At 41.5% G+C, this 21,417-nt stretch carries 17 protein-coding genes; all 17 read right to left on the bottom strand.

From position 1 onward, the window contains the following. Positions 1 to 7: 7 nt before the first annotated feature. Positions 8 to 487 (bottom strand): Hcp family type VI secretion system effector, encoded by a 480-nt coding sequence (locus R7Q47_RS12005; protein ID WP_005375967.1) that lies wholly within the window; start codon positions 485 to 487, stop codon positions 8 to 10. Positions 488 to 695: 208 nt separating this feature from the next. After that, a complete protein-coding gene (gene tssH, locus R7Q47_RS12000) occupies positions 696 to 3,263 on the bottom strand; it encodes a type VI secretion system ATPase TssH (RefSeq protein WP_248486298.1) in 2,568 nt (855 codons plus the stop codon). Positions 3,264 to 3,273: 10 nt separating this feature from the next. Beyond that, complete coding sequence (gene tssG / locus R7Q47_RS11995; protein WP_154203878.1) at positions 3,274 to 4,239, bottom strand: type VI secretion system baseplate subunit TssG; 966 nt, start codon at positions 4,237 to 4,239, stop codon at positions 3,274 to 3,276. Next, positions 4,236 to 6,059, bottom strand: coding sequence for a type VI secretion system baseplate subunit TssF (gene tssF / locus R7Q47_RS11990; protein ID WP_248486296.1), 1,824 nt, complete (start codon positions 6,057 to 6,059; stop codon positions 4,236 to 4,238). Before tssF ends, tssG begins: the two co-directional genes overlap by 4 nt. Continuing rightward, on the bottom strand, positions 6,056 to 6,520 hold the full coding sequence (gene tssE / locus R7Q47_RS11985; RefSeq protein WP_042520997.1) for a type VI secretion system baseplate subunit TssE: 465 nt from the start codon (positions 6,518 to 6,520) through the stop codon (positions 6,056 to 6,058). The genes tssF and tssE overlap by 4 nt, the downstream gene beginning before the upstream one ends. Before the next feature lie 7 nt (positions 6,521 to 6,527). Continuing rightward, entirely contained in the window at positions 6,528 to 7,322 is a 795-nt protein-coding gene (locus R7Q47_RS11980) for a type VI secretion system accessory protein TagJ (RefSeq protein ID WP_005387519.1), read from the bottom strand. A 10-nt stretch (positions 7,323 to 7,332) separates the two neighbouring features. Continuing rightward, positions 7,333 to 8,844, bottom strand: coding sequence for a type VI secretion system contractile sheath large subunit (gene tssC, locus R7Q47_RS11975; protein ID WP_025767712.1), 1,512 nt, complete (start codon positions 8,842 to 8,844; stop codon positions 7,333 to 7,335). 52 nt (positions 8,845 to 8,896) lie between these two features. After that, the gene (gene tssC, locus R7Q47_RS11970; RefSeq protein WP_005375950.1) at positions 8,897 to 10,390 is read right to left on the bottom strand and encodes a type VI secretion system contractile sheath large subunit; all 1,494 of its coding nucleotides are present in this window, start codon (positions 10,388 to 10,390) and stop codon (positions 8,897 to 8,899) included. After that, entirely contained in the window at positions 10,390 to 10,920 is a 531-nt protein-coding gene (gene tssB / locus R7Q47_RS11965) for a type VI secretion system contractile sheath small subunit (RefSeq protein WP_005387524.1), read from the bottom strand. Before tssB ends, tssC (R7Q47_RS11970) begins: the two co-directional genes overlap by 1 nt. A gap of 15 nt (positions 10,921 to 10,935) precedes the next feature. Further along, positions 10,936 to 12,051, bottom strand: a complete 1,116-nt coding sequence (tssA, locus tag R7Q47_RS11960) for a type VI secretion system protein TssA (RefSeq protein WP_213867750.1) — start codon at positions 12,049 to 12,051, stop codon at positions 10,936 to 10,938. Next, complete coding sequence (locus R7Q47_RS11955; protein WP_005375947.1) at positions 12,044 to 12,838, bottom strand: PP2C family protein-serine/threonine phosphatase; 795 nt, start codon at positions 12,836 to 12,838, stop codon at positions 12,044 to 12,046. Before R7Q47_RS11955 ends, tssA begins: the two co-directional genes overlap by 8 nt. Positions 12,839 to 12,847: 9 nt before the next feature. Then, positions 12,848 to 13,543, bottom strand: coding sequence for a type VI secretion system-associated protein TagF (gene tagF, locus R7Q47_RS11950; RefSeq protein WP_053349939.1), 696 nt, complete (start codon positions 13,541 to 13,543; stop codon positions 12,848 to 12,850). Then, positions 13,525 to 17,043, bottom strand: a complete 3,519-nt coding sequence (gene tssM, locus R7Q47_RS11945) for a type VI secretion system membrane subunit TssM (RefSeq protein WP_248486281.1) — start codon at positions 17,041 to 17,043, stop codon at positions 13,525 to 13,527. Before tssM ends, tagF begins: the two co-directional genes overlap by 19 nt. A gap of 16 nt (positions 17,044 to 17,059) precedes the next feature. Next, complete coding sequence (gene tssL, locus R7Q47_RS11940; protein WP_053307737.1) at positions 17,060 to 18,352, bottom strand: type VI secretion system protein TssL, long form; 1,293 nt, start codon at positions 18,350 to 18,352, stop codon at positions 17,060 to 17,062. Positions 18,353 to 18,363: 11 nt separating this feature from the next. Further along, a complete protein-coding gene (gene tssK, locus R7Q47_RS11935) occupies positions 18,364 to 19,689 on the bottom strand; it encodes a type VI secretion system baseplate subunit TssK (protein WP_080276943.1) in 1,326 nt (441 codons plus the stop codon). A 21-nt stretch (positions 19,690 to 19,710) separates the two neighbouring features. Beyond that, positions 19,711 to 20,166, bottom strand: a complete 456-nt coding sequence (gene tssJ, locus R7Q47_RS11930) for a type VI secretion system lipoprotein TssJ (protein ID WP_318089041.1) — start codon at positions 20,164 to 20,166, stop codon at positions 19,711 to 19,713. Between the two features lie 11 nt (positions 20,167 to 20,177). Beyond that, the gene (gene tagH, locus R7Q47_RS11925) at positions 20,178 to 21,371 is read right to left on the bottom strand and encodes a type VI secretion system-associated FHA domain protein TagH (RefSeq protein ID WP_238967145.1); all 1,194 of its coding nucleotides are present in this window, start codon (positions 21,369 to 21,371) and stop codon (positions 20,178 to 20,180) included. Positions 21,372 to 21,417: the final 46 nt, after the last annotated feature.

Raw genomic sequence — 21,417 nt, 5'->3', positions numbered from 1 at the left:
ATGAAAATTACATTTGTTGACCTTTAACACCGCTGTAGCCGTATACCAATGGAGCAGAAGTGTTGTTCTTATCGTCAGTAGGAGTCACTGTCATCATCATTTCTGTGTAAGAAATTGTGATAGTTTCAACTGGACGATCGTCTTGGATAGAAACTGAGTAGTTAGAAATCATCGCATCAGTCAGTTCGATCTTCATGATCTCTTCAACCTTCTCACCCTGCTTAGTAATATGGAAAACCGCTGGTTTACCTTTACCAATCGTCGCTTCTTTAAATAAGTCAGGAGAAGAACGGTCTTGAAGTTTAGTGATAGTCAAATCATATAGACGAGTAGCGCTCGCTTCACGGTCCATCGCTGTACCAGTGTATGATGAGATCTCACGACCTACACTCCAATCTACAGATAGTAGTGTAATCAAATCTTTGTATTGCTCGGCTGTTGCCTCACCCTTAATATCTGCGTATTTAAGATACGTATTAGACTGCATGCTAATCTCCTATAGCATTATTAATTGACATATATCGTAATAATTTAATTATCTGACGTTTGGTGATAATTAGTGATTAATGTATCAAAAACTTCATTTTAAATACGCCCTGTTATATCTTTAAATAAGATTTAATTTAAGCGTTTTTTATAAAAAATAATAGTTAATATGAACCAACTCCCAATTATTATTGAGAGTGTAAAGGATGTTAAACTATTGAGACATCAAGTCCACTAGTTGTACCTTTAACAATAATTTCATCAAACGTCTTATCATTAAGAATTGCATGCAATATTTCATGAGAAATCTTCGGAAGCAATGTATTTTCTATGGTTGTTTGTACCACACGCGCACCACTCCCAGACTCATTGCTATTGTCTACAATATCATTAATTAGTTCCTCATCAAAAAACAGGTCAGCGTTATAGTGCTTACGAATACGAGTCGTAATTTTATCCAACTTTAATTTTGTTATTTCTATCAATACTTTTCTTGATAGAGGCAAATAAGGTAATACATTCACACGCCCTAAAAATGCTGGTTTAAAGTCAACCAACAAATCATCGCGTAAAGCATCTTTTAGTGCTGACGGCTCAGGCGCTAAATCAGGGTCAGAATACAAAGACATCGTCGTTTCGGTCCCTGTGTTCGCGGTCATAATAATAATAGTGTTTTTAAAGTCTATATCTCGACCTTCACCGTCTTTAATTGAGCCTTTATCAAATACCTGATAAAAAATATCTTGAACACCAGGGTGCGCTTTTTCCATTTCATCTAGGAGAATTACACTATAAGGTTTACGTCTAACAGCTTCAGTCAGTACACCTCCTTCTCCATAACCGACATAACCAGGAGGAGAACCTAATAGCAATGAGACTTTATGCTCTTCCTTAAATTCCGACATATTGATAGTCGTGACATTTTCTTCACTACCATACACTTTCTCTGCAATCGCCAAAGCCGATTCGGTTTTACCCACTCCGCTTGGTCCGGTTAGGAGAAATACACCATTTGGTCGTGTCTCATCCGTGAGCTGCGCACTCGCAGTTTTTATCACTTCAGACATGAGCTCTAAAGCGTGATCCTGCCCGACAACTCGCTTGCACAAACTTTCTTTCAAACCCAATACTGCTTGGATTTCATCATCCTGAAGTTTACCCAGCGGTATACCGGTCCAATCCGAAATAACTTCTGCGATTAGCGCTTCATTTACATGCGAAAAAACTAAGGGCTGTGAGTTAGCGGAGAGGTTATTTTCAAGCTCTTGTAACTTGTCTCTCGCAGTCTCAGAACCCTCCTGGATTATTTGGGTTCTAAGTGACTTAGCTTCACTTACCCATTCTTTTTCTTTTTCCCAAAGTACTTCTAATTCAATAATGTCATTAGATAGCGCATCAATCTCTTTTCGGACACTTTGCAGCTGCACATCAAGAGATGCTCCTAGCCGATTCTCTTGGCTAAGATGCTCATACTCAGCTTGCTTTGCTTTAAGTTTATTTCTTTTCGCATCTAGGCCTCCCGGTGTAGATGACTGACTTAACGCAACTCGAGAGCAGGCCGTATCCAAAACAGAAACCGCTTTATCTGGCAGTTGACGACCATTAATGTATCGAGCTGAGAGTTGGACCGCTGCATTGAGAGCTTGGTTAGTGATATGAACATCGTGGTGTTGTGCCATTACATCAAGTAAGCCTCGTAACATTTCAATCGCGAGCTCAGGGGCTGGCTCATCAACCTTTACGACTTGAAAACGCCTAGTTAAAGCTGCATCTTTTTCAAAATACTTTTTATACTCTGCCCACGTTGTTGCTGCGATCGTTCTGAGTTCACCTCTCGCTAATGCTGGCTTCAGAATATTCGCCGCATCACCTTGGCCCGCTTGCCCACCACCGCCAATTAGGCCATGAGCTTCATCAATAAACAATATAATAGGCTGTGGAGCGTCGTTTACTTCCTTCACAAGGTTCTTAAGCCTGTTTTCAAACTCACCTTTCATGCCTGCGCCGGCTTGCAGTAACGCCAAATCCAGAGACTTAATTGCCACATTTTGCAGAGCGGGAGGTACATCGCCATCAATGATCTTTTGCGCCAAACCTTCAACAACGGCTGTTTTTCCAACACCAGCTTCTCCGGTAAGAATCGGGTTGTTTTGTCGGCGTCTTAATAAAATATCGATCATTAGGCGAATTTCATTATCTCTACCAATCACCGGATCTATTTTACCTTCCCTAGCTTGCTCAGTAAGGTCTGTTGTAAATTGATTCAAGGCGGAACTCGCGTTTGACTGTGCTAAGTCATTCGATCTTGATTGAGGCGCATTACTTTCTTTAAAGTTCAATAAGCGAGATGGTTCTATCTTGTTTAGTTCAGGACTAATCGAACCAGCCATGTTGACTAACGTATCATCAGACAAGTAGGCAAATAAAAGATGGATGCACCCCAACTGTTCTTGATTGAATTCAATGGTTGCAGATAACAAAGCATTTTGCATAACAGTCACCGTATGAGCTGATAGCCCAGGCACCGACTGGCATCCTGTTTTGTATTTTTCTAATGCCTTTTGAATATCGGTTTCAACCTTGATTTTATCGACATCAAATTCGTCAAAAACTTCAGAGTAAATATCGTCAGGATGGCGGATAATCATCATTAACCAGTGAGACATTTCAATACTGTGATGAGTTCGGGAGCTTGCCATCGCAGCTGCCTGTTCAAGTGTTTCCTTAGCCTGAGGAGACAATCTTTCGACCAACGCTGAAAGTGAGAGTGAAGCCATTACATTTCCTTTAAATAGTAATTGTTATAGTTCGATCTTTTGTACGTTCGTGTTTTTTAAGCACAGAACCAATACCTAACTGCCCCTGCTGTTTCGATAAACAAGCTTGTGGTAGCAAACTATGTTTGGTGGTGAGCTGCCACTTCAGTTGTTTATGTTTTCCAATCAGCTCATAAGCAGCGTTCTTAATGATTGCTATATTGGGTTGGTTAGGAAGCAATTTACTAACTAGCTGTTTATCTTTTGGCAGAAATTCTATTGTTGTCCCCGCGTTGATATTCCATGCTTTCGAACCCAAAGAAGCTCCTACACCAAGTTGAGCAAACTGCCCTTCAGGCATAGTTCGGGATGCAAGGCGTGTTTGCTCTTCTTTCGTAAGGTGTAACCATTGTCCTTGAAATTCATGAACTTTTACTTGGCATCCAGATAAACATTCAAGAATACTTTTTAGTCCACCTTTACTTCTCATTGGTGAAGCAAACACACCACCATAGTGCCGGGACAGTGAACTCCCTTTCCCAGTTAATGCCGATTTACAGCTTTCTAACGGCGAACGCGCGCCCTGCGCATGCGCACGAGACTGAACAGTCAGCTGACTCAATTGCCAACATCGATAATAAAGAGATAATAAGCGATGATTGAAAATATCGTAGAAGTCCACCATAGCCGTATCGCCTTCTTTTTGGCGATGTAAAGCTAATTCACTATAGTGCTGGGGAAGCACACCTTGCTCACCCGTTAGGCCTATTAAATTGGTCTCAATCTCTAACTTGTTGTCATCTATATTTTTCAGTTCACAAAGCTGTGCATTTTCAAAACCTAATGATGGATTAACCTTTAAGTTTAGCTTTTCATGCTTCGGTAACGCATCTGTTCCTATTTGCGCCTCTGCTTGCAGAACTTCGTGTTCGATAAGATGAATCGCTTCAAACAATGGATGTTGCTTTAATTCTCGATAAAATTGTTCCGCGCTCATAACAACACCTTATCGCCAGTTAATGCGGGCCATAGGTGGAAAGACTTTCCCGTGGACTTAAGTCTTATTTCTAACTGCGTAAAAATGTTAATTTCAGCATATTGCGAGAAGTAAACAGATAAAACACTACCTAAGAGAAAGATCTGCTCTTTAGGTAAAATTTGATCAGAAACCGTCAAAATAATTTTTATACCGTGCGCAAATCCAACTTTACCTTTCTGACTAATTCTTCCTGTAGTAGGCTCAAACTCTAACTTAGTTAAAGCATCGATTACCGCTTTCGTTTCTGCTGTCCCAGAAAATGCATAGAGATTAAGGATCTGCTTCAAAGTTGCTAAACCATCTTCCTCGGTAAAATGGTTTAAAGTTAAAAGCTTAGTTAACTGCCATCGTGTGCTTTCATCCATTTCTGGCCGAATAGTTTCTGATAAAGAAACTAAACAACGAACAGATTCGAAATTGTCATTTACCTCCGGTAAAGATACTTGCGGCAGCCCACCTCCAAATGGAAGTTTCTGCGCTAAGTTGCGGTTACAGCACTCAGCTTCCACGTACATTAACCAGTTTTCCCGGCTATCCGGGCTGAACAATTGATGTTTTTTATCAACAAAAGAAATGTAGGTTTCTCTACCTGGCTCATCATACCCACCAGCCCAGTTCTTATCCTCACGTCTCATCAACCAATAAATCTCACTAGTGTTCGTATAATGCGTGTGCTCACCAGCGTGATAACATGGCAAATTGTGGTACGTTTTGTTCCAGTTTCTCAACGTTACGTCAGAAATTGAGACAACCTCATTACTTTCAGCTTCTTGGTATTGTGGAGACAAGTGGTAATCGTATTCAGTTGGTAGAATACGCTTAGGCTCCATAATACTTTTAAATAAGTTGATCACAGGCACACAGCCTACCATTAAGCTTTCTTCGTCCACTTGCTTTGGAAGCCAGTCATCGTTGGTATCAAAGTAAAAATACAGTTCGACTTGCTCTCTAAGATCTAGCTCTGATAATCCAAGTTCGGTGATATCAAAGAACATAAACTTCTCAGGAAAGTGTAAATACTCAACAAGTAATCTTGCTCCTGAAAAGCTTCTTTTACTGTATGGCACAACTTTCTCATCTTCTGAAAATCCCACTTCAGAAAGATGTCTTTTGGTTAAAGGACGAACTTCTTTGCCATCCACAACAACAGATAAACCAATTAGGTTTTGAAACAGCATTTGGTAGAGCTTAAAAGTCAATTGAGATTGACCGTTTAAATAGAAGCGCAGCCGTTCTATCCCCATTTCACCAAGAGGAGTCTCTTCATCTTGAGCCGTGAGCTGTACTTTCAAAACTGAATGAGCATTGCTTTCCCATCGTGAGCCAACTGGCTTGAAAGGCGCATTTTTAAAAACGCCAGAGGTCACATCAACAGGATACATTCTGACCGGATAACAAGTTCTAAACTCGCATTCATGATATCCAGTAGCACCGATAACAACTCGCTCGCCTTCTTCTACATCAAAATAAGAGGAAGTGGAGTTAGAACAGCTCATTTTAATGACTGACATTGACGGGATTGGGGCGTGAAAATCCGGATATAACTGTCCCATCAAAGACTCTGTAAACTGAGGGTAACTATTGTCTAAGCTTTGTCTAATCCTTGCTGTTAGAAATGCGCAGCCTTCTAACAATCTTTCTACGTGTGGATCGTCAACCTGTTCCTCACTAATACGAAGTCTCGCGGCAATCTTGGGATACTGCTCACCAAACTCTTGCCCTTTGTGACGCAAATAAGCTAACTCGCGATTATAGTACTTGAGAAACTCTTCACTCATTTTGCTCTACTCAGTTTCATACCTAAATTTACCGGCTCTACTTCAGAATTGAATCGCACTTCATGAATACTGTTATCAATTAAGCAAGTGGCATTTATCTGTAACCTCAATACCCTATCAATAGCGTTTTTCTCGTCCGAAATCTGGACATGAGGGTTCCTTAACCTCGGCTCAAACTCTTTAATTGCATCATGAACGATGTCGCAAAGCTGATTCTGCCCTTCTTGGCTGCTATAGGGCATTGAGGAAAAATCTGGCAGCCCATAGTTCAATATTGAATAACGAACCTCTAGAAGATCATCAGGAATATTTTTCCATCCAATACGACTATTCAGCATCGACTCTAGATCTCTAAGTAAGCTGCTCAACATCTGTTGCTGGCTTGCAGGGAAGTCTTTCTCATCCCGAGCGAGAGGATCACTATCTATCAATTTGTCGAGCAGAGAAACGGTTAACGACATGATATTTCTACGCTATTTGTTTCTGTTCTAATAATGTAGTCAAATCACAGATTGGAAGCGCTGAGTCACCGACTAACCAACATTTTTGACCCAAGCCAACAAAAGATTCTTGCTCACCAATCTGCTTCCAATCCGTTTCTCGACCTAACTTTTGCGCATCGGTCTCTGAGTCGACATACGTCAAAGGCATATGGCCTTCGCCTTCACCAAGTCCATCGATATCAAACTCGACAGGTCGCCAAATACTCTCTAACAAAGAAGCAGGTGCTTTAACTTCTAGCGTATGGATACTCGATATGGGTACAAGAAAATAGTTACCTGCTGTAGAAAACAGTTCAATGTAACCACCTAAACGATCATCAATATCTCTAGCATCTTCGTAGTTTGTGCCGTTTACGTTAAACCCTTTAATAGTACGATGCTCTTCAATGCGATGCGATAGACGTGACGCTTCTTCGTACTCTTGATTTCCGAGAGCAAGATTAAATCGAACAAGCTCTTTAGTTAATTCCTCATCACCTAATACTTTGGCACTAGCCGCACCATTGATAAAATCCTTTCTAGCTTGAGCTGCTTTCACTAAATGTCGTAGCTGACTTGCACCAGGCAGATACTCAGGAAACAATTTAATCGATTGCATGAGCTGAGCGTCCGCACGCTCGAAGTCCCCATCAATGCAAAGAAGCTCAATGAAGGAACTTCTCAAGCTCGCATCTTTAGGGGTTGCTTTAATTTCATCAATTAATTGCTCTAGAGCGTGTTGCAATAGGCCTTGGGACAAAGCATTTTTCCATTGAGTCATTGTTATTTCCTTACACCATGTGCTCTGGTGATAATTCGGTAATTAATTTAATGCTAGATACCATTTGATCGAGTTGAAAATGCGGTCGCAAATGGATAACTGAGTAATAATGTCCAGGAGTTTCTCTTTTCTCTCGAACTGTAATTTTCGCTTCATTTAGGGGGTATTTAGCTCGAAGCTCATCAGACGCTTCATCTGATGCGGTAGTGTACTGATGTAACCAGCGTTGAAAGTCACGCTCTAGGCTTTCTGCGTCTTGATACCCACCAATTTTGTCACGCCCCATAACCTTGAGATAATGTGCGACTCGCGATACACACAATGTGTATTGCAACATCGATGTCAGTTTTGCATTCGTTGAAATATGCTTTTCTGCGTATTGTTTGGGCTTGTAGAGAGATACATTCGAGGTCATCCCCACCATATCGGTCTCAGGTATTGGAGAAATAGAAATAAAACCGCACTCAGACAATTCTTGTTCTTTTCTCTCAGAGATTTTCAAGTTTAACGGACATCTTTCACGATCATTCTTGCCATTAACACGCATCTTGCTCCTTGTAGGAGCGACGATAATACCCTGACTGTAATCGCCTTGTTTAATCCCTCGCATATGCGTGAACCAACCATGTTCCTGAAATGCTCTAATTGATACGGCAGCAAAACAGTACGCACTACTCCCCCATAGCAAATCTCGATTGGAGTCGTAGATGTGTTCTTGAAAATTGAATTTATCATTCCGCGAGCCATCACTTTTGTATGGCTGACGGAACAAGACGTTAGGTGCAGTCAAACCAATAAATTTAGCGTCATCGTTGTCTCTCAAACTACGCCACTTTGCATAATCTTCCTGTTCAAATTGGGCCGCTATATCTCTTATCGCAGAGAGTTGAGCGAAACTATCAACACCAAACATCTCTGGCGATGCAGACATGATAAATGGGCTGAATGCTGCAGCTGCAGACTGAGAGATCTTACTCAACACAGACAGATCTCTATCAAAATAATTTTTACTAGGATCACAGCGAAGCTGATAATCTCCAACCACCACACCAAAGGGTTCTCCCCCTGCCATCCCATATTCATTTTGATAGAGCAACTTAAATAGTGCTGATTGGTCAAACTCGATGGCTTTTAAAGCATCTTTACTGATTTCATTCCATGTCGCCGTTAAAACCTTAACTTTTACAGAATCCGATGAACGAGAATCAACCTGTTCACATAAATACCTAACTCCAACCCACCCCCTTTCGAGCTGTTGAAACTCAGGATGATGTAATATTTCATTTAGTTGAGATTCTAATAGCTCATCAATGCGGTTAATTGTGTTCATCACACTATGACGAAAGCTGTCCAAATCTCTTGAACGTGTACCTTCTAGCCAAATTCGCGCTGACGATACAAGATCAGAAGATTCATTGAATCGAGTCAACCACGGGCTATCAAGTTCAGCGTAGCCTCCGGTACTGAACTCATGTTTTAGCTTGCTAGGGTCGCGAAAGTTAAGTGACACTGCTAATTCCATCTAGAACATAAAGATTGGTCATGGCTGGCCTTTCGACCAGCCAATTCGTTTCTTATCCACCTGACTGAGGGATCTTGGCCACAAGTCGCAAAGATGTAGTCAGTTCTTCCATTTGCAACCAAGGTTTCAGCCATGCTACGGCATTGTAAGAACCAGGTGCGCCAGGAATTTCCTTAACCTGAACACGAGCGTCTGCTAGAGGGTATTTCGCTCTGATCTCTTGACCACCGCCTTCAGAAGCATTGACGTAACCTAGGATCCAGCGGTTCAGCCAAGACTCAACGTCTTCTGCTTCCATAAAGCTACCAATTTTATCTCGAGCCATTACTTTCAAATAATGCGCAAAACGAGATGTTGCCATCATATAAGGTAGGCGGGCAGAAATGGCCGCATTGGCCGTTGCTTCAGGGGATTCATGGTTCGCTGGTTTTTGACAGGTTTGCGCACCAAAGAACACTGCATAGTTGGTGTTTTTGTAGTGACAAAGCGGTAAGAAACCAAGCTTACCAAGCTCCGCCTCACGTCTGTCGGTAATACCAATCTCTGTTGGGCACTTCATATCAGGGTCGCCATCATCACTCATGAAGAAATGCGTTGGCAAGTTATCCACTCGACCGCCGCCTTCTGCACCACGGATGGCAGTACAAAATCCATATTTTGAAAATGCGTCAGTTAACTTAACACCAAGAACATACGAAGAGTTCATCCAACAGTAGTCGTTATGTTCAGCGTTAACAGCAATACCTGAAACAGGATCTACTTCGAACTCTTCAAACCCAAACTCTTCGACTGGAGCGGTAGCTTGTCCGTATGGCAAACGAGCAAGGACTTTTGGCATCGTCAGACTAACGAAGCGCGAATCGGCACTCTCGCGGAACGAACGCCATTGGGCGTATTCTAGTGATTCAAATACCTTATCTAGGTCGCGTGGTTTTGACAGCTCAGTCCACTCATCAAAGCCGAATAGTGCTGGTGAAGCCGCGGACAAGAATGGAGAGAAGCCAGAAGCCGCTACATTTGACATTAGGCGTAACGACTCAATATCTTCTGGGTGGTTGGTAAACTCATAGTCTCCAATCAATGCACCATACGGTTCACCACCAGCACTACCAAACTCAGACTCGTAAACCTTTTTAAAGATCTGGCTTTGATCAAACTCAACAGCTTTGCTCAAGTCTTTATGTAGTTCTTTCTTGGTCATACTCATCATGCGAACTTTCAGAGTAGAACTGGTCTCTGAATTCATCACTAGATAATTTAAGCCGCGCCAAGAACCTTCGAGTTTCTGTAATTCTGGGTGATGCATTACTTCAGACAACTGATCAGAAATCTGCCTATCGAGCAAATTAATCGCTTCACGAAAAGTTACTGTTAGGTTTTTGTTCCAAGTAACTGTCCCTTTCATTGCTTCTTCAGCGAGCGTTTTAATCAGCTCCTCAGCACGAGAAGCTTCGGTCTGCTTAGTCGCACCAATAGCTTGATCTAAGAATGAAGTTGTCTGTTCATTAACTGTTGGATCTAACTGTTTTTCAGCTTCAGTCGTCATTATTCCGCTCCTTCAGTACTGTCTGACTTCGCTTTCTTGTCAAGATCTAACTCGCCTGCAAGTCTTGCCAGATTGTCCGTATTGTTCAAAACATCCTCTAGGATATTTTCAAGCTCTTCTGAGCGGTCAACTTTTGTCATCAAATCACGCAGTTTATTACGCGTTTCCATCAATTGGCGTAGTGGATCAACTTGATTTACGATCGCAGCAGGCTCAAAGTCTTGCATTGATTTAAAGTTTAAATCGACCTCAAACTGTGAATCGTCATTCGCAAGCTTATTCGCAACTTTAAACTTCACCGATGGATTCATTTTTTTGAGTACATCGTCAAAGTTATCTCGATCGATCTGAATAAAACGGCGGTCTTTTAATGGCTTCAACGCTTCTGTGTTTTGACCAGCGAAATCACCCATTACACCTACAACAAAAGGCAGTTCTTTCTTAAGAGTTGTACCTTCAGTTTCAACATCATAGGTAATGTGGACACGAGGCTTCCGTACTCGTGATAGTTTCGAGTGGATACTCGTCATACCATTCTCCCTTTATTAATTTTCATTTTGTTCTGCTATGCCAACCAAACGGAAGTAGCTTTTCTTTGCATCCCCGTCGGAGATAAGTTCCGCCAGTAACTCCGGCAGAGGCATCCCACACCAACGAATGATCTGTTCGATGGAGTAAGAAACTGGTGAGTGAGGTTCACTCTCTCGGAAGAAATCAGCTACTTGCTGCAATTGTCTAATTGCCTGCTCTCGTGATTTCATGTTTGTCGCTAATAATGCATCACAACTTTGTGCACTTAACGGTTGTTCAGAAGAAGATTCATCAAGATCCTCTAGCTCTTCAATCACTGCTTGTGGTTGATTAAAACGATCTCCAAGAAGGTGCTTTAATGCCGAGTGTATTGATTCAAGTCTTTTTGATATATAAGAGCTAGGAGTCACATCACCGACCGCTTCATCTAATCGCTGACTGAATTCATTAAATGATTCCGTAGCGAACTCCAAATCCGTGATTAATTCTCGATAAAACGTATCAGAAGTCGACTTAACCGTAGTTATAATTTCAGATAGCTCAACAGCCCCAAGCTCGACTCGATTTCGGCGCTTATCTTCGTCTAAGCGTTCAAGCTCTATAGCTTGCTGATATTCCCAATAGGCATAAGCTTGCTCCACGCCTAAGTCAGTCAATGGTATACAAGCAATTGGAAAAATAAGTGTTCCTTCACTATCGATACCATTGAGGCCAATAATCGCCGATATTCTTGTCTCAATACCATCTTCATCAGGCATTGGGTACAGATCATCCCAAAAGTTCTCAATTAAACTGGTTGCGAGTTTGTAGCCAACGCCCATACCACGAAAACCATACAATCGAGTTAGGGCTTCTATAAGCCAGGCAACAAATTCCAAATCTTTAGACTGATTCGTGAGTATTTCTGGGACATCTTCAATAAATACTCGCCATAAATTACTGTGGGTATAGATACTTTCTTCTTCTATAAGAGCATTACGTTCAGCGTTGCGGGCGGCCATACGCTGATCTTTCAACCGATAGTAAGCAGACTGTGGTGATACATCCTCTCTAGGATCAATACCTGTAGGATTTTCTTGAGATATAGGAGCCAACGCTTGTTCATACCAATCAAACATTTCATTACTCATAAGCTCTCCCTCTTAGAAAGACAGGTATCGTCGCGTCTTCTCTAGTTACTGTTTCGCACTCCGTTTGCGCTTGGCGAACTTTGATCAAAGCACAAGTTACGTTATCACTTGCGCCCCGAACCAAAGCCGAATGCATGAGCGCTAATCCAGCTTGGTTGACTGAGTCTGCATACAATGTCCGATGAATTTCATCACTCGTAAGTTCCTTAGAGAGTCCATCGCTACAGAGTAGAAACTGATCGCCGTCAGCCAACTGCCCTGAAACTTGATCAATAGTGACACTTTCGTCGACCCCAACAGCTCTGGTAATAACATTTGCAAGAGGGTGCGATTCGGCATCTTCAAATGCCAATAAGCCCTGATCCACTAAGTCCATGACTTGACTATGATCACGTGTTTTTTGGACAAAATTACCACTTCTAAGCTGGTAAATTCGGCTATCACCCACCCAAAGACAGTGGTAATACCCATCCTGAATAAACAACAAAACAAGTGTTGTTCCCATCGTTTTACCGTCTAAGTGATTTTGTGCGTATTGGTAAATTTCTAAGTTCGCTTCTTGAACCACTCTTCGGATATCATCGATATTAGTATTGGAGACATCCTGCATGTGGCGCGCGACTCTATCCACTAGCATCTGGCTTGCTATATCGCCAGCACTGTGTCCACCCATTCCATCGGCAACCACCCAAATATGCTGTTCTGTCATATCCAACAGAGCATCCTCGTTATAAGGGCGTACTTTTCCTGCGTGCGATTTAGCAAAGGTAAAATAGTTCCAATTCATTCTTCTATCCTACCAATTCCACTTTTTCCAGCCGCCATCAAGCATGGCTGAAAACTGACCAATTGAAGGAAATCCACTCGTAATGAACATGCATGGTTCAACCTTCGTTGAACCTTCAGTCCACCAAAAACATGGTTTACTCAATTTTTCTTTAATGAAGTAATTCAAAAGCGTGTTTTGATCAGTATTGCCGTGATCATGAAAAACTGTAGATATTTGGCTTTGATAAAGAAACTCCAGAGGCCTCACTTCACTTGTTACATTCGCAACGAGGTCATTTTTTTCTTGAGTACTCTTATGCCAAACATCAAAGACAAAGTCGTCCTCAAGTACTGAAAGAGCAAGAGCTGCACTGTCCTCGGTCCAAGCTCTGTCACCCCAATATTGCGCAGCTTCACCTTTTACGGCACGAGCTATAGTAAAGAAAAAGTATCTACCGCATGCATCAACACTAGGAATCATGCTACCAATGTAGGTTGAGTCTTCTAAATAGCTAATATCCAAAGCAAAGTGCCACACAGGAGCCGTTAAAAAGTGCTCATTCCAGCTTTCACCCAGTTGTTCCCTGCTGACTGCAATAACCGCCTGTTGCCAATCATGCCAACGCTCCGAGAAATTTTGTGATAAACCATCTTTCACAAAGTCCCCTTTTGCAGGCATTTTACCGATATAACCCCAGCCTGATGTTATAAGGTTCGTGGACATCTGAACCTCTCCATTTCATTTGACCAAAACGGATTAATGGCACTAGAAGGAATAAGCTCTAGTTGCACCTTATTTCCCTTTAAATCAATCATAACTATATTGTCTTTACGCGATTCTGGCCTTGCTTTAAGTGATTGATCCAAAAGCTTGAATATGCCCCACTCACCTTCATAGGTATGCGCAATTTCGCGTTTAGATTCAGGTGGTGTGAACACAATTCGAGTCTGATCTTGACCGGCAGGCCAACTCAACGATTTAGCTCTTGCTGGTCCATGCTTATAAACCAAATCTTGTCCACCCAACTCTAAGACAAATCGAGTAATGTGCTGGTCTAGATAAACAGGCTTCATCCCAAACTCTACGCGTAAGGAATTATCAGATTCAAAGAAAGACTGCCTGATACGTTGCGCTCTTTGAAAGACCATTAGTGTTTCTGGACGAACTCCAATTTCCTTTTCTAATCGCCAACGACTTTTCGAAGTATCCACAAACGGTTCGAGGTATTCTTGGAAGAATGCGTCAAGCGTACCTCCATAACCAAAGAATCGCTTAAAGTCTTTCAATCTAACTTCTCTGCTCGCGTTGGGCTCGAATGGATATCTGCCAGCAATAGTCCGCTGATAAGGGCGGACCACCTGTGTTACCCAAAGTTGATTTAGATGATCCTTCGAACCGCTCTCCGCAAACTTAACCGACTCTTGAGAAAGCTCACCTAGCCATTGATTAAATGGTCTCGGCAAAAGTTCTTTAGCACGAGCAAAGGAAGCTGCGACATCTTGTGTAACGGTTCCATCTAAAATACTTTTGTAGGCAATTTTCTGATTGTTACCAGAGCTTGATAAGTCACTTAAATACGAACGCAAGTTAACCATTGCTTGTTGAATATCATCAAAGTCTTGCTCACCAAGGCGTAAGATCTCTGAAAAATGCGATTCGACTTCTTTACCTGGCAGAGCAACATTGAAACCGTTTTCTTCAGGTAAATACATGTCTAGTCTATCTGCCGTATTTGAAAACTTAACTTTGGCAACTTTACCAACAACTTCAGAAGCGGCTTTTTGATTTTCTGACAATGATACTTTTGATAGAGCAACCTCTTTTTGGATTGCTCTCAACAAAGATTCGATTGGTCTTTCAACTCCAGATAAAACCCTCGCTTGCTCTGTCGCAAGTTCTAGGCTCGGAGCCTGCTTCAATTGAATATCTTCGATCAACGTTTTCCATTCATTAACATAATCTTGATAGTATCGAGACTGAACGCCTTGGATGGCACTATCTTGATCAATTTCATGGGCCTTAAGATCGTCACCATAAACCCAGTTCTCTTCCATTAGGCTTTTTACTGTACGGTTGATCTGAATCTGAAAAATGCTATGAAAACCATTGTACGTGTAGAAACCCGAAATGCCTTGTGATAGCGGTTTTCCACTAGCTCGCTCGAACTGCTCAAGCCCTTTAGGTCCCAATACATCAGTCAAGCGAAATGAAGGTACATGACTCTTAGAAAATTGTATTTTCATTCGCTGATAAGCACGTTCAGGTAGAGACATTTGAGTCAACACTTCTCGAGCACTCGTCACAGCAGCAGTGTTGTAAGTAAAGCCTTGTCCATCGTTGCCTAATAAATATTGAGTGTGCTGTAGCAAGCGTCTTCTTAAGTCTGCGTTTAGCTCACCCGGATATTGACGTTCGAAATAAAAGTTAAACCAAGCCAACACTTCATCTTGTTGATATTTGTCTGGATTGAATAACATCAAATACGTTTTTAACGTTTCGTACAAATACTCACGATGCTGTTGATTGCTCTCCATTTCTGACACCAGGCTATCAAGAAGCAAAGGGGCGAAAAATTGGGTCAAAGCATCAGAATATGCATTGTTTGCCGCCTGAGATACTTTGTCTCCTTGATAGAGACCAAACCTCTTTACAGAGTCGGCATCACCGTAGTTGCTTTGCTTTCCGAGAGGAAGCGTCATCAACCTATCTAATGTTTCTACAGCTGAAACAATATCCGCTTCAAAATCTAAACTTTGAGCGCCAATCAGTGCATCAATATGGCTAGCTTGTTCATTGGTATCGACAATTAACTGTGAGTTCCACTTATAACTCATAAACCAAAGCGCAGAAGCTCCTAGCAGTAGCGTTGTACATCCAATATAAACACCTCGACGCATCCAACCTGACTGCTTTTGATAGTGACGATTAACTGTTCCTAACAGTTGCTCTTTGAAAATAACCTTGTCAAAAAGATTCTTTACGAAATAACTATGAGAACCAGTCTGACTCTTTGCTAGAGCTAAACGATTTAACCCAAGTCCATTGGTTGATTCATTCATCAGCTTATCGACTGGTAAGCCTTCTTGAACCGAACTCAACATAAACACACCACGAATCAAGGCAGGCTCTTCAAAACTGTTTTGTGCAAAAATTTCAGCTAAAAACTCGTCAAGATTAGCTTGTAGCACTCTTAATTGCTTTGGAAATTCAAAGATAAGCGCGCGTTTATCTAAATCGTCCTCTGTTTCAAGTATTCTAAGCATACGGGCATCAAGGCGCTCCAACATGCCATGAAATTCTTTGTTGAATAGAGAAATAACGCCTCTTTCATCATCCACTTCACGAGGGAACATGAAACCAAATAATTCCTCTCGCTCTTCCTTACTTAAATCGGCAAAGAACTCATTGAAACCGGCAACTAAATCCATTTTGGTGAGCAATACGTAAATCGGAAACTGCATGCCTAACTGGTTTTTCAGTTCTTGAAGTCTCGACTTAATTGCTCGAGCATGAAGACTTCGCTCGGTTCGAGTCTGAGACATCACGCTGGCTAAGCTTATCGTAACAATCGCACCATTAATTGGTCTTTGCGTTCTATACTTTTTCAACAATCCTAAGAAACCATGCCACGCTTTAGAGTCGACCTTTTCTTGACTGTCTTGTGTCGTATACCGGCCAGCCGTATCTATAAGAACTGCTTTATTTGCAAACCACCAATCACAGTGGCGAGTGCCACCTACACCGGCAATAGAGTCAGAGCCAAGGCTGTCTCCTAATGGAAACTCTAACCCCGACTGCTTTAATACGGTTGTTTTCCCCGTTCCAGGAGGGCCAATCAATACATACCACGGTAAGTCATACAAACTTCTCTTGCCTTTGTGTGTTTTCGTCACTACTTTGACAGCTTGCTCAATACGCTCGCGCATTAAGTCAATTTCACTTGCCGCTTCTTTATCTGATTGGCTATCAACCTCAAGCAACGTTTGAATACTTTCGTCTTCTTTCACCTTCTGCTTATGCTGCTTGGTAACGTTAAATATCGCCCAAAGCAACACTAACACAAGAATAGTGACTAGCCGTTGAAAGTCACTCTTTAGGGGCTCATACCCCGCTATCGTAATAAGTGGACCAACAACCCAAATGAAAATAGAACAAGCAGCGACACCGATAAGACCGAGAAACCATCTTTGAGTAAATATTCTGCCAATTTCTTTAATACGCATCTCTATCTACCTATTATTAATTCGCGACAAGAAGGTCGATTTCAATCCGGCGGTTAATAGCTCGGTTTTCATCACTACTGTTTTCAACTAATGGTCTTGCATCCCCCAATCCCTCGGGTATCACTCGCCCTTCTAATGCACTATTCGAGATCAGTTGTTCAGACATAGCAGTGGCTCGAGCTAATGATAGGTGCCAGTTCGAGGGATATTTACTCGTGAAAATAGGCCTATCGTCGGTGTGACCAGTAACAATGATCTTGCCTTGGGTCGACTCCAATGTTCTCGCAAGCTTAGAAATAACGGGTTGGATGTAAGCGACAACATCAGCACTACCTGATTCAAATAGATCTTGAGACTTTAACGAAATTCTTACCCTGTCTTGCAGCGGCTCAACATTGATTAGCCCCTTACCGATCTCAGTTGCTAGATACATTGAAATCTTTTCTGCAATTGGCGCTGATTTTGATTCTGACGTTGCATCTTGGTTAAGTTGTTGCGGTTGAATCAAATTGACTAATTGAGAAAAGGTGCGATTGGATGCCTTATTTAGCTCATAGCTAAAATACATATATATGCAGACCAATAATGCCGCCGTTACAGAACATACAACCCAAAGAGGGGCTCTATCAGAAGCCTTTGAGCCATTCAAAATGTGTTGGTCGATACTATTACTTAGCTCCTGAGGGACTCCTCTCCCATAAGACTTAAGAGTAGCAATAACCTGTCTTCTCAATTTCCGGTGCGATTCCAGTCCATTTTTTTCTAAACGGTATTGACCCAGAAACCCGAGAGATAAGCACACATACATTAGTTCAAGCAAATCTAAGTTCGCATCTGGTTTCGCCATGCACTTATCAAGATGCTTAAAGAACGCTTCCCCACCTTGACTGCTAGCATAGAAGGAGCTGAGTAATGAATCGTGACTCCAGAATGAATGCCCACCCCAATTGGTGTTAAGGACAACTTCATCTAGTGAACAGCATAAACAATAACGAGCTGTATCAATGGTATCCAAATCAACGTCATGCTGACGTAATCGGTTCTCATAATCTCTAAGCTTTTGTGCCAATGTCTCTTTTAGAAACAACGGATCGGAATGAGTCGCTGTCGACCGAATTTGACCGATAATAGATAACAGGCCATTCGCCTCTGCTAGTAGAGAGTTATTCCCATAAGCGACCACTGAATCATTGTTCACCAATTCAGGGCTTTTTGAGATAACTACGGTATTATCCAGTGACTTTTCTGATTGTGGTTTCGATGCGGGTGCTCTTCCACCCGGTGTTGGTTTTACGATCGTTTGTTCCATACTGAGCGCGCCTATTGATTAATACTCCAAAGCTCAAGTTCAGCATTCGGAAAATGCCCTGATAGGTGAAGCGCAATACCGCCACTATCTTTTAGCCTCATCCAAAATGGCCCTTTCTTGACAACTTCGAAATAGACATAGCCCGTTTGGTAAGGAATCTGTCTCGGGACGACACTCAACGGCACTACGTTTATACCGTTGATCTGATTATTAATTAGATCGCGAATCTGTTCTGCGGGGCCAAACTTGAGTTGCGCTGGGACCAGGCGTCTTATTTCATCTGTTGTGGTATCTGCTTTAATTGCTAGCACAAATTGGCATGACTCAAGCAAGCGTTTATCTGGAAGTGGCGTCACTTGAATACCGTACTGGCGAGGCTCCAACGGAAGTTTGGTCGCAGTTTGGTCAAGAACAACACTGAGGTACTGACTGAGTATCTGATTCAACTCGCTATAGACACTTGATACATCTAAGTGATCATACGCAAGCAAACTTGGGACTCTTTTAGTTTTATTAGAAAAAGTGGCTAACTCACCAATGTAACCTTTAAGTGTCGTCGCTAATTCCAGTGGATGTAACCTATCTAACTCACTGAAATGCTTTAACTTAGCCTCATATCGGTTCAGCATTTGGAGCATAATGAAATCAACAGCAGATGCCGATGCAGATTTACCCTTAATCAAGCGCTGCGCAATAACGTCAGCACGCATCTTTGTCATCGCGATAACGTTACGTAGATAGGCTGACATAACTTTGTCGCTAAGGAGATTGATAAGCGGAGGAACGTACTCATCGTCTAGTATAACTTCCCCTTCAGGAGTTACCTCTTTGATCCTTAAGATAGGTAACTCCACATAACCCGCTAATTTGTCATTACTCGCTTTCAACTCTAGGTTAAGGGCTGCAACTTGGATGGTTTCCTCATCTTGTCCTGTAAGGTTATCTATCACGTCGATATCTTGAAGTACATAACGAGAGACGATCGATTCGCTTACATCCGAAACGTTTTTACCTGTAACACTTGAAAGAGGGAGAGTTATTTTTACTAACGTATTTTCAGTGTTTTTATCAATAAGTAGAGGCGAAACTGAATCGTTGGATATTAACGTATTAACCAACGTCATATCTGGCAAAACAGCTTCAAGATGCTCAAGTTCAATAAGACCATCTTTTAGCGCGTGTTTTTTTACTCGACATTTCCAAACTCCCCAATTGTAAGCCCCACCTAACTGATGTAAGCCCTTGAATTCTTGAGAGGTTGCGCGTTCTTGTTGTTGGAAGTGCTGGGGACGTAAAAACATTCCTTCGCACCAAGCCGTCTTGGAGTATTGCGTCATTTATAATTAGCCAACTAAACGTTATTTAACGACCAAAGACAGATCTTCTAACAATACTTGATATGTGTTGTAACCGGTCTTATCCACTTTAATGACTTGTCGCCAATTTGAGTTTTCAATATCTCGAAACGCGACGACAATGCCTAAATATTCTGTCTTTGGAGACATACTTGCTTGATATGTTTCTTTCTGACCTGGAGTTAATGAAACTTCATATTTATTCACTAAATCAGGTCCTAAGGCTTTTTCACTTTCTTCATAAATAGAAAAAAAGTCCTGGCTTTCGAAAATGGTATTTGACGTTAATTCAAATACATACACCACTACAGGAGAAGGCCTGCCGTTTGAATCAGGATTAATGTTATGACTTGCTGCTATTTCTAAATCTGAGTATGGATCAACAACTAGGTTCGCTGCTGAGCACCCAAATAAAACCATTGAAATTAATAACAAAATATATTGGTAAAACTTTTTCATCACCCTAATTCCTAGCCTTTGTTTTTTAATGCTAATTCATAGTGCTTAGCGAAGTCTTCTAAATAGAACGGAGACTCTTTATTGATAATATCATCGGATAACTTTTCATGAATATCCTCAAACCTCTTCCAACTTTGAGCATATTTTCTAGCTGGAATAACCTTATTAATAACCGTGTCTTTCGCTAAAGCATCTGAGTATATAGAAGTAGGTTCAACAAGTGACATAACACTCGAAACCGTACCTTCAACACCTTTCATTAAGGCTTGCTCATGACTTTCGATGTCATTAAATGCTTCTTTAATGGCTGCATTTGGCTTTAAGAAGCTAGCGGTTTGACGGTTATATAAGTTATGAATCGCATCTTCTAAGTTTGCAGAAAACTTTAAAGGGTTATTTTCTGACTTACGAAATGCGGTATGACTAAGTCGATTTGTTTGTTTAAACACTGCTCTGTTATGCAGTGTTTCCATTAAACCAACTAGCATCAAAGAAAATGACTCCCCCAGTTGTTCGAACCATTCCTCTCGGTTATCGCTGGGAATCATCATTGGATCTATACCCACCCCTCTAACAAAAGCCGCAAGTTCACCCCCATTGGTATCAAAGTTGGGAGTCGATAGTTGTTCTGATTGTCGGTTAACTTTCGGTAAAGTTTCAGATACGGTGCTCTGTTTTTCGGGCTTTGGGATATCAATAAAATCATCGACTAAACCAATATCTAGCTGAAAGTCAGAAGGAACACTTTCGTTTAAGAGTTCACTAGCACTAAGGCCTAGGTCAACAAATTCCTCTTCCGATGGACTTGAGACTACTTCAGGGGGGGCGCTAGAAAGACTTTTACTTGTCTCAAGACTGAATACATCTGTATCTGTTTGAATAGAAACTGAAATTTGATAATCCCCTAAGCTAACCATATCGTCATCGCTTAGTGCTATTTCATTTCCTTGACCCACAGGAGTTACAGCATTATTTACAAAAGTACCATTAGTTGAGAGGTCTTTTATCAAGTATTTGTCACCAAACTTAATCAGTTCTCCGTGGGTTCCGGATACCACTCTTTCAGGATCTGGTAGTGTCCAATCACATTGTTCAGACCGACCAAATGTAACCTTGGCATGTTCATCACTTGATTCAAACACGAACTCACTCTCAATCTCTGGAGTAAATTTGTGAAAACTTGTTATGGTTAAAACCAACTTCATGTAAACCTCGCCAAAGACCTGCTAGATATTATTTTTAATTTTATTA

It is taken from the genome of Vibrio sp. Vb0349, assembly GCF_033338975.1.
The sequence above is the reverse complement of the archived record's forward strand: the minus strand, read 5'-3'. Positions and strand labels throughout refer to the sequence as shown.

What these genes read in the sequence shown, in the direction of transcription:
- tagH (WP_238967145.1), bottom strand. Translation starts at nt 21,371, where the DNA reads ATGAAGTTGGTTTTAACCATAACAAGTTTTCACAAATTTACTCCAGAG.
- tssC (WP_005375950.1), bottom strand. Translation starts at nt 10,390, where the DNA reads ATGACGACTGAAGCTGAAAAACAGTTAGATCCAACAGTTAATGAACAG.
- tssG (WP_154203878.1), bottom strand. Translation starts at nt 4,239, where the DNA reads ATGAGCGCGGAACAATTTTATCGAGAATTAAAGCAACATCCATTGTTT.
- tssL (WP_053307737.1), bottom strand. Translation starts at nt 18,352, where the DNA reads ATGGAACAAACGATCGTAAAACCAACACCGGGTGGAAGAGCACCCGCA.
- tssJ (WP_318089041.1), bottom strand. Translation starts at nt 20,166, where the DNA reads ATGAAAAAGTTTTACCAATATATTTTGTTATTAATTTCAATGGTTTTA.
- tagF (WP_053349939.1), bottom strand. Translation starts at nt 13,543, where the DNA reads ATGTCCACGAACCTTATAACATCAGGCTGGGGTTATATCGGTAAAATG.
- tssE (WP_042520997.1), bottom strand. Translation starts at nt 6,520, where the DNA reads ATGTCGTTAACCGTTTCTCTGCTCGACAAATTGATAGATAGTGATCCT.
- tssB (WP_005387524.1), bottom strand. Translation starts at nt 10,920, where the DNA reads ATGACGAGTATCCACTCGAAACTATCACGAGTACGGAAGCCTCGTGTC.
- tssA (WP_213867750.1), bottom strand. Translation starts at nt 12,051, where the DNA reads ATGAGTAATGAAATGTTTGATTGGTATGAACAAGCGTTGGCTCCTATA.
- tssF (WP_248486296.1), bottom strand. Translation starts at nt 6,059, where the DNA reads ATGAGTGAAGAGTTTCTCAAGTACTATAATCGCGAGTTAGCTTATTTG.
- tssH (WP_248486298.1), bottom strand. Translation starts at nt 3,263, where the DNA reads ATGGCTTCACTCTCACTTTCAGCGTTGGTCGAAAGATTGTCTCCTCAG.
- tssC (WP_025767712.1), bottom strand. Translation starts at nt 8,844, where the DNA reads ATGGAATTAGCAGTGTCACTTAACTTTCGCGACCCTAGCAAGCTAAAA.
- tssM (WP_248486281.1), bottom strand. Translation starts at nt 17,043, where the DNA reads ATGCGTATTAAAGAAATTGGCAGAATATTTACTCAAAGATGGTTTCTC.
- R7Q47_RS11980 (WP_005387519.1), bottom strand. Translation starts at nt 7,322, where the DNA reads ATGACTCAATGGAAAAATGCTTTGTCCCAAGGCCTATTGCAACACGCT.
- R7Q47_RS12005 (WP_005375967.1), bottom strand. Translation starts at nt 487, where the DNA reads ATGCAGTCTAATACGTATCTTAAATACGCAGATATTAAGGGTGAGGCA.
- tssK (WP_080276943.1), bottom strand. Translation starts at nt 19,689, where the DNA reads ATGACGCAATACTCCAAGACGGCTTGGTGCGAAGGAATGTTTTTACGT.
- R7Q47_RS11955 (WP_005375947.1), bottom strand. Translation starts at nt 12,838, where the DNA reads ATGAATTGGAACTATTTTACCTTTGCTAAATCGCACGCAGGAAAAGTA.